Below are 12,313 nucleotides of genomic sequence, written 5' to 3' on the forward strand. Positions count from 1 at the left end.
AATATATTTAAAATCATTGAATATGAAAATCACAACCTACGTTAATAAGCAAAAAGTCAAAGATGGTGAATGCCCGGTTTATATCCGTTTGGCTAAAGGTGATGAAATGAAGTATATCAGTGTTGGCGCTAAGTTACCTGAGAAAGCATGGGATTTTGAAAAAAAACAAATTAAAGGGGATGAATTACAATACAGTGATGTTATTGAAAAGATAGAAAAGAAGAAAAAGCAAGTCAGAGACAAATTAAAAGAGCTGGGAGATGAAATAGAGGTCATTTCGTTAAATACTTTGGTAGAGGAACTAAATGAAAGCAAACCAAAACGAAAGCGATTATTTGTTTACAAATATTTTGAGAAACGGTGTAATGAATTGAAAGATTCCGGCAAGATGGGTAATTATAGAGCCTATAAAACCGCATTAAATAAACTGAGGGGTACTAAAGATAAAAAAGGCCGATGGATAAGTGAGCCATTCCGCAAAAGTGATTTTCTATTCACTGAATTAGACGTCCCATTATTACGTGATTTCGAGTCTTTTTTAAGGAAAGGTTATAATGACCAGGATAAGCGGCAGGGCACGGTCAATATTATCATGCGAACAATCAGGGCCTTGTATAACAGGGCGGCTGGTGAAGCGCCTTACTTGAGAGATTATTACCCATTTCACCGCATTGAAGGTGATGGCAAATATATGATACCCGAGGGCAACGACAACCACAGGGCGCTTGAAAGTGATGAGATCAAGCGATTATTAGCATTGAACATTAATAGTGATTATTATAGGTATCTTATATTTAGTTTCTACGCTGGTGGGATGGCGTTTATTGATATGTGCTTTTTACAATGGTCTAATATCATTGAAGGCACTACTTTGCAATATCAACGTAAGAAATTGAGCAGATACGGTGGAAAGAAGGGTGTGGTTAGGATTCCATTGCACCCTGAGGCACTGAAAACACTTGCATACTTCAGAACGAAAACAGGTATAAATCCGGCAGGCTACATATTTCCAGTGCTTCATACGGAAATATATAAAACCGCCACCGCTCAACACAACCGTGTGCATAAAATTCGGAGGGTATATAATTCTGAATTGAGAATTTTTGCAGCCAAAGCAGGGATTCAAGGAAATATGACCTCTTATCGCATAAGGCATTCGTTTTTTACTGAGTTGGCCCGTAATAAGCAACCTTTCTATATTATTAAAACCATGGGTGCTCATGTCAACGATCAAACGACAATGAAGTATATTAATAAGGCAGATGAAGATGATTTACAGAAAGCCTTAAATTCATTATAACAACATTTTTCCCAGCACGTCTGATTCCTATCATTACCAGGTTAATTAGCATTTTCTGTTAAAACTCGGAAAATGTACACACTATTTATTAACACTCGTTAAACGTGTGCAAAATCTGCTATCTTTATATCAATTAACCAAGTCCCTATATAATCCCTAATCATTGAAATTAAATGAACCTATTGGGATTTGAAATTTAAGTATTTGGAATCAGGAAAAACAAAGGTTTTTAATATGGAAAAGAAGTTCATGTCTATTTCGGAAATTGCTGCCCTAACAGGGTTTTCAAAGCAATTCTTTTACGGCGAGATTTATAAATCGCGAATTTTCGGAAGTGGGATTCCAACACACCGGTTTGGGCCAAAAACCATTCGGCTGATTCCCGAGGAGGTGATTTGCTGGCTGGAGACCCGACACCAGGATTTTAGAACATTGAAAGAAGCGGTGGAATTAAATAAACGCAAAGTGGGAAGAGTCGAAACGCAATAAGGGGAGTGGAACAGTGCGGAATTTCATTAAGATATTAAACCATTGCAGACACGGGGCGTTGTTGCGACTGATCCGCACCAGCTCGCACAGCTCCCTTGCTGTCTGCTACAATCGTGCGGAAAATGAGAATATTCAAGTATAAATACTTCCAATTCCCATTGGTGCTACTTCAAAAGGTACACGAAAATTCAGACGAGGGATTAAACCAGATAATCAGCTATGGTCTTGTGGATTTCTCCTCAAAGTTACCGAATAGATCACCGGAGTATATTGAAGATTGGCAGGTGGAGTGGTGGGATAATGGGCATACAAAGAGAAACAAGATTCGATTGCAACTGGACTTCGGGGATAGAGACAAAAAGAGATACCTCGGCCGATTAAGACGGTATGATTAAACACGATCAATCATTATTATGATCGACTTCGTTAAAATACGGATAGAGAACGACAATATTCAAAATATCAAGAATAACACTCTTCTGGATTGGGAACAGCTTGCAATCGAAAATACGGGCGAAATAAAAGAATACACCGCTATTTATCACGGGATCACCTTTACAATTATCCATAACAAATACCTCTACGTCACTGGGAGTTTACATAAATATTGGAATAGTATCAACCTAAGAGGGGAACAAAATTACAATGATTTCACTTTTTCAGATTTAACCGGTGTTATCAAGGAGTTTTGTACATCGTTTGACCTGGAACCCGGTTCGTGTATATTGGAAAACATCGAATTTGGAGTTAATATTAACCCACCGGTACTGACAAAGGAATTTTTGAGATCCATTATAAATCACAAAGGAAAACCATTTACCCATGAATATCGAGAAAACAAATATTTCCGTGAATGCGAAAGAGAGCGATATATCATTAAAGCTTATGATAAAGGAGGGCAATATAAGCAGGGTAATATATTTCGATTTGAAAATAAAACCCGTAAAATGGAACACCTGAAAAAAATAGGCGTTAGTTCATTGGTAGACCTTTTAAACCCGGTCAAATTACACCACTTGGGAGTCGCATTAAAGAAGGATTTTGACGGCTTATTGGTTTATGACTATACAATACCCTCCATGGAAATAAAGACACAGGAACGCCTTATTCTAACCCAGGGGCAAACCCCGGCATATTGGTTGAATTTGTTAGAAAATAACCCTAATTTATACTATAAAAAACGAATCCGGTTTAAGGACTTGGTAAAGAAACACGCTAACCAGGATATTTCTGAAATTGTCGGTAAACTCATCATTCAAAAATGGAATGATCTTTTATACTGCGATCCTAAAACATTACAGAAATTAACCGGGGTTGTAAATTCGGAGTTTACGGAAATTAACAGTTCAGGTATAGGGTTAAAACCTGTAATGTTTGATATTGAGGGAAACACCCCTGACACTCAGGTTGAGGAAAATGTTACTGAGCCTCCACGTCGTTACTGTTTATCCTGTGGGAGAGATATTTCACGCCAACGACCAACCTCAAGATTTTGTGGCGTAAAATATGTGGGATACATTGAGGCACACCGGTGTCGAAATAATGATAGCAATTTTAGGAACAGGGTCAAGTATTTAATTCAACGTGAACAGAACAGTCTGACCCTCTTTGATCCGATTCCGTTCATCATTGAACTAAAACATCTACACCTGGCAAAATCAATCTTGGAAAGTGTCATGGAAGTCGTTTAATCTAAGACATTCTTTAAAATCGTGTAATTAACTAAGAGTCAGTGGAGTTTGAGAAGATAAATACTGTTTTCATATTAAGGGTTTGTATCATCTAAATTATTTAGATATGTTCTAAATTTCTTAATATAATGTTAAATACTTGCTTTTTGGCCTTGAAATGTAATACATTTGTACTCGCAACTCCACTTGTGGATAAATTGCTACTCCACAAGCCCCCCTTGGGATACGTTCCAAGGGTTTTTATTTTATGAAAACAACATTTCTAATTGATGGATTTAATCTTTACCATTCCATTGATGATTTAGAACATTTGGAAGGTACAAAGGTGAAATGGCTGAATATTCATTCCCTCCTTAAATCATATTTACCCCATATATCCAACGAAGCAACCCTTAATTCAATTTATTATTTTACCGCGCTAAGATTGCATCTTCAAAGTAAAAATCCCGATACAATCTTGAGGCATAAAAGGTATATAGAAATACTAAAGTCTTTCGGGATACAAATTGAATATGGTAAATTCAAACAAAAGACCGTGTGGTGTAATTTATGTAGGAAGGAATTTGTAAAATATGAAGAGAAGCAAACAGACATCGCTATTATCAATAAACTTTGGGAACTGGTCGTTGATGATAGTAATGATGCCTATGTTATTGTAACAGGTGATACAGATATTATTCCAGGCATTAAAACGATTAAGCGAAAGTTCCCAAGGATTAAACTCTATTCATTATTTCCTTACCATAGAAAAAACGATGAACTTGTCAGTCTCGTTGATGGACATTTTAAAATAAACAAGGCTAATTATTTAGCTCATCAATTAAACGACCCTTTTATCCTCCCAGATGGAAGAACAATCGCAAAACCCCTTACTTGGTAAAACATAGATAATTTTGTCGTTCTGATTTATTTACAACCTTTTCTATGTCATTACCTTATTTAAAACTTAATAACATTATAACATCATTCCTCAAGTATTGCATTGTTTGCTCATATACTCATTTCTTCCAGAAGCCTTATTATTCTAATGGAATAGCTGATTTTATTCAATTTTTAAATGGTGCAAAATGTATGGTATCAATGTGTACAATTTGGATTTATTTTATGCAGTAGGTTGATCTCATAATCTCGTTCTTTGACCACAATTTTGTACGGTATGCTAAAATTGGTTGTAACCCATGCCAATCAAAAGTAAGAGCGATTTTAGTGAGAATATTTTATCAAATAATTAGTGTACATAATATCAAACTATTTCATTTTTAGTATGAGGTCTTAGATACGCATAGTTTGATACCCAATTTGGTTGAAACTACCGGTATTAAAGGAAATGATTGATAATGCAAGGTGAGCCAATACATAATAATTATGTATACATTGAGGTATATTTCTCATAATGCACACTATGAATAAAATATTGTGATTGGTAATGAAACCTTATTCAAGATGAGGAACTGAAAGATTATGCTTTAAGTTTATTCATTATTAAACTTTCTAAATCTGTGTATGACACCCGAAAACCCTCCAGTATTGAAGCGGCCTCGGTTATCCTGACCCTCAATTTATCCCTGGCATTATTGACCTTCATTGTTAATCCATAATTTGCTATTTCACGTGGATCAGCTCTTAATGCATACCTTAATAAATCAAATTCATCAGCATTCAACGGCAATTCGTCAATCGTTGCGTTGAAAATGTTGTTCACTTTTATTTCCGGGCTTGTCAGAATGCCATTTCCGCATCGAATTACACCTTGTTCCACTTCCAAAGTCAACACGGGCAGGGATTCAATTTTTGAATAGGCTAAAAGAAAGCGAAGAGGTATAAAAACATCAAAATAGCCTTCGGTTTTTGCGGGGATATATCTTGTTATACCAACTGTATGCAATTCTAAATGCTCTGGCAGAACACTAATTTGGGCAATCCCTTTTTTGAAATATCTGGGATTCAATTTTTTTATGTCAGTCAGTTCTTTATGCAAAACTGCCTGGACAACTGTAAAGACCGTTTTTTCCATAATTAATTATTAATGTGAATCAAGGGTTAAAATTAAAAAAATACTACGTTATAAACAACTGATAGTTAGTAAGTTATGATAACATAATTATATTAAAACCTTAGTAATCAGTATCTTGGATGAAAGTTCCACCTAACATCTGATGATATGATTCCTAAGGTTCTGACAACCAAATTAGTTGAAATTTACTTTTACGTCTGCGAAAAATTTGAAAAAGATTTAAAATTTTCATGTCAGCGATTTACAAATAACAATAATCCAGAGTTTACTGATCAGGAAATCATGACCATATATTTATTCGTCATAAGCCAGGAAAAGCGTTATCAAATCAAAGATATCTATCGATTTGCTGATGGTTACCTGCGTTCATGGTTTCCAAAGCTGCCTTCGTATGCTGCTTTCAACAATCGACTCAACCGATTAAGTGAAGCCTTCAAAATGTTGACAACATCTTTGCTTCAAGATTATCAGCCAATCGATTGCATCTTACAAGAGAGTTTGCTGGATTCAATGCCCATTGTCACGGCTCATGGCAAACGCGTAGGTAAGGTTGCCCCCGAACTCACAGATAAAGGCTTTTGTTCAACAAAATCGATGTATTTCTATGGGCTCAAACTTCATGCCCTTGGTTTTCGTCGAGAAAAGCAAATGCCTTTTCCGGAACAACTTCTGATTACACCGGCTTCGGAAAATGACTTGAATGTATTCCGAAATGCATGGAGTAGCATTGAAAATCGAACTTTCTATGGTGACAAGATCTATCACAATGTGGACTATTTTGATCATCTTGCCCAAAGTCAGAAAACCATTATGCTTACCCCTGTCAAAGCCATTAAAAACCAATCTGATTGGGAAAAACAATTTGACAAAGCAGCTAATGATTTATTCTCAAGAGCAGTCTCCCGTGTTCGACAACCCATAGAATCACTCTTTAACTGGTTGATCGAAAAAACAGATTTTCAAAGAGCGAACAAAGTGCGATCTGCTAAAGGCCTTTTAGTTCATGTATTTGGCAAGTTAGCAGCAGCTTATATATATTTGATTTTTAACCCTTGATTCACATTATTAATCATTTATATGAAACCACTCTTCTTCTTTCAACCCACGCAGAAAATGAGATATTTCATCTAATTGCCCTTGTTTATCAGCCCATTTAATATGCTCATATAACCTTGCCTGTTTCGACATATCAGACGCTTCCCACCACGCCGCAAGTATCAATGGTAAAGATGGTTCCCAGCCTGAATCGACACGTTTACGGTTTTTTAATTTTTCCCATAATTTATTCCAGTAAATCGGCATAGGACAAATACGTTCGTCTTCTTGGCAGTATTTTATTAGGGATTCAACAGTTTCATTCGATGGCATAAAAAAACTTTTTCTAAAAATACAAAAATTCATTAATAGATTTATTTAAGCCATTTTTAGCCCCGTATATGCGTGCAAAAAGAGATAAGATAAAAGCATCGCGTTCGTCCACGGGCTTTTTTTGCCGTTCTCAACGGTTTTTTACTGGTACCACGAACTGAAATATTTCAGGTCTTTATCCCTTACCTCAATCTTTCCGCTTTCATAATAAAGCACCACATAGTCTGCGGTTGCGCTGATCTTTTTTAGAGTGGAGTAGTATGACGATGTAAGATATTTCAGGTCGGTGCTGCGAACTTCAACCTTACCAGATTCATACCATAGCAAGATGATGTTTTCCCCTTGCGCTATGTGCTTTAATCCAGAATAATAGCCACTTATGAGGTAACTGCCGTTGATGTCGCGTACTTCCACCTTGTCGCCTTTTTGCAGGGCTATGAATTGGGAATAGACGGGAGTGGTCAGGAACACCATAGCAATGATCCATCCGCCAAAGATTTTGCTTTTCATATTGCGGTTTCAATTATTTGTCATACATTCGTAAAACCATCCACTTTAATATTTCTTAAACCGATGCTTCTAAAAGAACTTCTTAAATCAAAAGGCATAAAACAAAAATGGCTTGCTAACAAACTGGGAGTTTCCGAAGTAACCGTCAGCAAATGGTGTAGTGCAAAAAGCATTCCCCAACGAGTGCATCTCCAGAAAATTAGTGAACTGCTGGATGTACCAGTTAAGACATTAACAAACTCCTAAATGGCGCGCAAATCAAAATACATACTTTCCTTCACCGCCGCATCTTTGCGGCTGAATGAGATGGTGAAGGTGGCTAAAACCGCCAATGAAATGGGCATATCAGACCTGAAGACGCTGAAAGATCGGGGCGTGGTGTTTGGTTCTGTGAAAAGCAGAACATCAGAAAGGGAATTTCGAGAAATCCAGAAAAGGTTGGAAGCATTCACCCCTGACCAGATGAATGTACTGATCAACGGCGATCTTATCTCCCAGAAGCAAATTGCGTTTTTGGCTGTATGCAAGCATTATGATTTCATTAGGGATTTCACCATCGAAGTTTTGCGTGATAAAACGCTGGTCTTTGACTACACGATCAATGAATCGGATTTTAATTCTTTCATTGACCGCAGGATAAACGTTCACCCCGAACTGGAAACATTTTCCGAATCAACGCTAAAGAAAGCCAAACAGGTGATGTTTCGCATTTTGGAGCAATCTGGTATCATCAATAATGCCACCGACAAGGTGATCCTGCCACAAATCGTGCAACCAGATGTTGTCCGTGTGGTGGTGAAGGAAGACCCCGCTTGGCTGAAAATCTTCTTGATGGCAGATATGGACATAAAACAGGTAAAATATTAGTATGGAAGATATTGTAAAGAAATTCGACCACTTGTACAAGGTTATATCCAATGAGGATTTTTTAAGCAAAAAATCTTTGGGCGGGGAGATACCTTTCTTTATTTCCGCCTATGATCCCAGACAACAAGTCGAGGTTGATAGGGCAGTGAAAGGGCTGAAAAACAAACTGGAAACTGGTGGAATCCCCGTGCTGGAACTGAACCTATATGATCTGTCGCTGGAAATCCTGAGCAATGAACTGGGCGAGGGGGAAATTTTCGAACTGGAAAAGAGTATGGACAAACGGGAGTTCAAGGAAGCCCTGCAATCAATACTTGATCTCAACGAAGTTCTGATTCCGAAAATCAAGTCCATCATTAATGCCAGTAACGCAAGAGTGTACTTCCTGACGGGCATCGGGCTGGTGTTCCCGTTCATCCGCTCGCACAACGTGCTGAACAACCTTCAAAATGTGGCTAAGAAGGCTCCGACTGTATTGTTCTTCGCTGGCGACTATAACGGATTATCGCTGGAACTTTTTGGCTTGCTCAAGGATGACAATTATTACCGCGCATTTAACATAGAGAACTACAAATTATAGAGATGATACTCAAAGACTTTTTCGAAAAGGACATTAACCGTTCCATAGAAACGGTTATCAAAGCCGACGACCAAGAACACGTGCTTGACGAAGTGGTGGAATACGTGGTTACCAAAGAGGTATCCAAGAAAATCCGCGACTTCTTTTCGGCTTATAATGATTACAAGGGCGCCAACGGCGTATGGATATCTGGCTTTTTCGGGTCAGGGAAATCCCATTTGCTGAAGATTCTTTCGTATGTCTTGGAGAACCGCGAATACGATGGGTACAGACTGGGTGAGTTATTTGCCGAAAAAATCAAAGATGATTCTTTTCTGAAAGCGGACATCATCAATGCCACCCGCATCAAGTCCGAATCCATCTTATTTAACATCGACCAACAGGCACAGATCACCACCAAACAGGAAGAAGATGCCCTGTTGAATGTCTTCTACAAGGTCTTTAACGACCATCTGGGCTATTATGGCGCTCAGCGCCACGTGGCGGAATTTGAACGCTGGATTGACCAAGAAGGGTTATACAAGGAGTTTCAGGAAGAGTTTGAAAAGCAGACGGGCGAGTTCTGGTCTAATGCCCGCAGGAAGTACTTTTCGCCAAAGGTTAAAGAAGGCATTGGCAATACGCTTGCCAAACTGATGGGCAAAAAGCCCGAAGACTATAATAATATCATCGACACCATTCGCACTGATTCCAAAGTGTCGGTGGATGACTTCTGCAATAAGGTGCAGGAGTACATAAAAACCCAGCCTAAGGGCTTTAGGCTGAATTTCTTTGTGGATGAAGTGGGGCAGTACATTTCGGATAACACCAAACTGATGCTCAACCTACAGACCATAGCCGAAACCCTTGCCTCAAAAACCAAAGGTGATTCGTGGGTTCTGGTAACCTCGCAGGAAGACATAGAAAGTGTCGTTGGCGATATGAATAAAGCCCAGCAGAACGACTTCTCAAAGATTCAGGCACGATTCAAAACCAAGATACCCCTGACTTCCGCCAATGTGGACGAAGTCATAGAAAAAAGGTTGCTGAGCAAAACAGAAACTGCCACCGACCTTCTGAAAAACGTGTGGAAGCGCGAGCAGTCCAAAATGGAAACCTTGCTTTCGTTTTCACAGGTGGGCGTTCAATTCAAAGGGTACCAAAGCGATGCGGATTTCATAAACAAATATCCCTTTGTATCATACCAGTTCGACCTGTTCCAGCAATGCATCAAGGCTTTGTCCACCCACAACGCTTTTCAGGGCAAGCACGCTTCGGTGGGTGAAAGGTCGATGCTGGGGGTATTCCAGCACGTGATCCAGCAGATTGAAACCAAAGACCAGAGCGCCTTTGTCAGTTTTGACCTTTTGTTTGAAGGCATTCGCTCCACGATCCGTGGAGAGTTGCAGAGCGCTATCATCCTTGCCGAAAAGCAAGTCGACGATGAATTCGCCGTAAAAGTACTGAAGGCGCTGTTTATGGTCAAGTTCTTCAGCAATTTCAAGACTACGGCACGGAATATCTCGACGCTGATGATAGATGGCATTAATGTCGACTTAAAAGAACACGACCAGCGGGTGAATAAAGCCCTTGCGCTTCTGGAGAACCAGACGTATATCCAGCGCAGCGGCGAATTGTATGAATACCTGACTGATGACGAAAAAGACATAGAACAAGCCATAAAAGCCACCGACATAGATGACGGGCAGGTTACCCAGTTGTTCAAGGAAATCATATTCGACACCATTATTGGGGAGAACAAGATTCAGTTTCTGGATAACAGGCAGGAATATGAATACGCCAGCAAGATTGATGGAACCATTCTTGGTAGGGAAAAAGAACTGGTGGTGGAGATCATCACCCCGAACTTCCGCGATCACGACAGGGAAGATTTTTTCAAATCCCAGACAATGGGCTACAGCACCCTGCTGATGATGGTCTTGCCTAATGACGAACATCTGCTAACTGACATCAGAATGTACCTGAAAACCGAAAAGTATATCCGCCAGTACCAGTCTACGACCAATAAGGAAAATGTTAAACGCATCCTTTATGATAAGGCTCAGCAGAACATTACCCGTAGGGCGAGCCTTGTGAATCTGTTAAGGCGTTCGCTTGGGGAGTCGGATGTTTATATGAACGGGATGAAGCAGGATTTTGGTAGCGCTTCGGATGGCAAGAACAAACTGGTGAAGGCATTCCAGAACCTTGTGAAACTGGCATACCCTAATCTGAAAATGTTGGGCACGACACAGTTTTCAGAAGATACCATCAAATCCATCATCCGCAGCAACCAAGATGACCTGTTTGGTACGGATGAAACCACAATGTCTGTAGCGGAAAGCGAGGTTCTGAACATCATCCAGCGAAGGAAAATGCAATCCGAAAGAACCTCTCTGAGCGATCTGCGGGATAAATTTGCCCGCATACCCTATGGCTGGTATTCGAACGCCATCTGGAGCCTTGTGGCAAAATTGTACAAGCGCGGGAAGGTTGAACTCATTCAGGATTCCAACCTGCTGGAAGATGACGATGTGTTGATTGCCCTAACCAATAACAGGTATTATGGCAATACTTTGCTGGAACCACAGGTTGACATTGACCCGAAATTGATCAAGGAATTGGCAACGGTGTATAACGACTTCTTCGACGAGCCCTGCCCCGCAAAAGAAGCCAAGGATGTGGCAATTGCTTTCAAAAATAAACTCAACGAGGAACTGGTGTGGCTCAACCAACTGCTGATGAATAAAGAACCATATACTTTCTTGGATGTGCTGACACCTGTTGCCGATTTCATCGAAAAACTAAGCAGAAAGGAATATACCCATTACCTGACCAATGTAAAGACTTTTGAGGATGATTTGCTGGATTACAAGGAAGGGATCATAGACCCGATTAAGAGGTTTTGGAATGGCGAACAGAAGAAGATTTATGACTCCATCCGTGTTTTGTTCAGCGGGAACCAGTCCAATCTGGAATACATCGAATGCGATGAACTTACTGTTCTTCGGAATGCGATGGAACATTCCCAGCCATATAAAGGCGATGTTATCAAAGATGCCAAATCAGCCAAGGATGCATTAAGCAATAAGATCATCAAACTCATTGAAGAGGAAAAGGCTCTTACCAAAGAAAAGATTGAATCTGCTATTGACCGCCTGAAATCACACGATGATTTTAATAAACTGGATGCCGATAAGCAGAAGATGCTTTTAAAGCCTTTTGAAGATGAATTAAACAAATTAAAGGATCAACGCTTTATTGCCAATCTTCGTGAAACACGGGCAAAAGTTACGGGCAGTTTGCTGGAACATCAATTGAACGAAATGGTGCGACTAACCACTCCGACAGATAATGTTGGTGAGCCACTTATGCATTATCGGCGGATTAATTCCATCAAAGTTAATTTTCCCAAAAACGAACTGAAGACAAAAGAGGATGTGGATGCGTATGTGGAAGCCCTGAAGAAGGAACTCAACGAATTAATCGAACAGAACAAACGAATATCCCTGTAG

Annotated in this window: 12 protein-coding genes; 9 read left to right on the forward strand and 3 right to left on the reverse strand. The window is 39.5% G+C overall.

Annotation, left to right across the window (positions count from 1 at the left end):
* Positions 1–22 precede the first annotated feature (22 nt).
* The 4 genes from M0Q51_03155 to M0Q51_03170 all read left to right on the forward strand — a co-directional run bounded on the left by M0Q51_03155 (position 23) and on the right by M0Q51_03170 (position 4,360).
* Positions 23–1,300, forward strand: a complete 1,278-nt coding sequence (locus M0Q51_03155) for a site-specific integrase (GenBank protein MCK9398981.1) — start codon at positions 23–25, stop codon at positions 1,298–1,300.
* Positions 1,301–1,504: 204 nt separating this feature from the next.
* On the forward strand, positions 1,505–1,789 hold the full coding sequence (locus M0Q51_03160) for a hypothetical protein (protein ID MCK9398982.1): 285 nt from the start codon (positions 1,505–1,507) through the stop codon (positions 1,787–1,789).
* Positions 1,790–2,202: 413 nt separating this feature from the next.
* A complete protein-coding gene (locus tag M0Q51_03165) occupies positions 2,203–3,480 on the forward strand; it encodes a hypothetical protein (protein MCK9398983.1) in 1,278 nt (425 codons plus the stop codon).
* A 247-nt stretch (positions 3,481–3,727) separates the two neighbouring features.
* Complete coding sequence (locus tag M0Q51_03170) at positions 3,728–4,360, forward strand: NYN domain-containing protein (protein ID MCK9398984.1); 633 nt, start codon at positions 3,728–3,730, stop codon at positions 4,358–4,360.
* Between the two features lie 579 nt (positions 4,361–4,939).
* On the opposite strand, the gene M0Q51_03175 is transcribed toward M0Q51_03170, so the two are convergent.
* A complete protein-coding gene (locus M0Q51_03175; protein ID MCK9398985.1) occupies positions 4,940–5,494 on the reverse strand; it encodes a hypothetical protein in 555 nt (184 codons plus the stop codon).
* 147 nt (positions 5,495–5,641) lie between these two features.
* Between M0Q51_03175 and M0Q51_03180 the strand changes: the two genes are divergently transcribed.
* Positions 5,642–6,550, forward strand: a complete 909-nt coding sequence (locus M0Q51_03180) for a transposase (protein ID MCK9398986.1) — start codon at positions 5,642–5,644, stop codon at positions 6,548–6,550.
* A 9-nt stretch (positions 6,551–6,559) separates the two neighbouring features.
* Here M0Q51_03180 and M0Q51_03185 read toward each other — a convergent pair whose 3' ends face one another.
* Together M0Q51_03185 and M0Q51_03190 are read right to left on the reverse strand one after the other, a co-directional pair.
* Positions 6,560–6,862 carry a hypothetical protein gene (locus tag M0Q51_03185; protein MCK9398987.1) on the reverse strand — a complete coding sequence of 101 codons (303 nt, stop codon included), beginning with the start codon at positions 6,860–6,862 and terminating at the stop codon, positions 6,560–6,562.
* Between the two features lie 141 nt (positions 6,863–7,003).
* Positions 7,004–7,372, reverse strand: coding sequence for a hypothetical protein (locus M0Q51_03190; GenBank protein ID MCK9398988.1), 369 nt, complete (start codon positions 7,370–7,372; stop codon positions 7,004–7,006).
* 63 nt (positions 7,373–7,435) lie between these two features.
* On the opposite strand from M0Q51_03190, the gene M0Q51_03195 reads away from it, so the two are divergent.
* The 4 genes from M0Q51_03195 to brxC are packed head-to-tail and all read left to right on the forward strand — an operon-like array spanning position 7,436 to position 12,313.
* Positions 7,436–7,618: a helix-turn-helix transcriptional regulator gene (locus M0Q51_03195; GenBank protein MCK9398989.1), complete on the forward strand. Its 183-nt coding sequence runs from the start codon at positions 7,436–7,438 to the stop codon at positions 7,616–7,618.
* A complete protein-coding gene (locus M0Q51_03200) occupies positions 7,619–8,239 on the forward strand; it encodes a DUF1819 family protein (protein MCK9398990.1) in 621 nt (206 codons plus the stop codon).
* Position 8,240: 1 nt separating this feature from the next.
* Complete coding sequence (locus tag M0Q51_03205; GenBank protein MCK9398991.1) at positions 8,241–8,819, forward strand: DUF1788 domain-containing protein; 579 nt, start codon at positions 8,241–8,243, stop codon at positions 8,817–8,819.
* A 2-nt stretch (positions 8,820–8,821) separates the two neighbouring features.
* Complete coding sequence (gene brxC, locus M0Q51_03210; GenBank protein ID MCK9398992.1) at positions 8,822–12,313, forward strand: BREX system P-loop protein BrxC; 3,492 nt, start codon at positions 8,822–8,824, stop codon at positions 12,311–12,313.

Source organism: Bacteroidales bacterium (assembly GCA_023229505.1).
In the GTDB taxonomy this organism is placed as follows: domain Bacteria; phylum Bacteroidota; class Bacteroidia; order Bacteroidales; family JAGOPY01; genus JAGOPY01.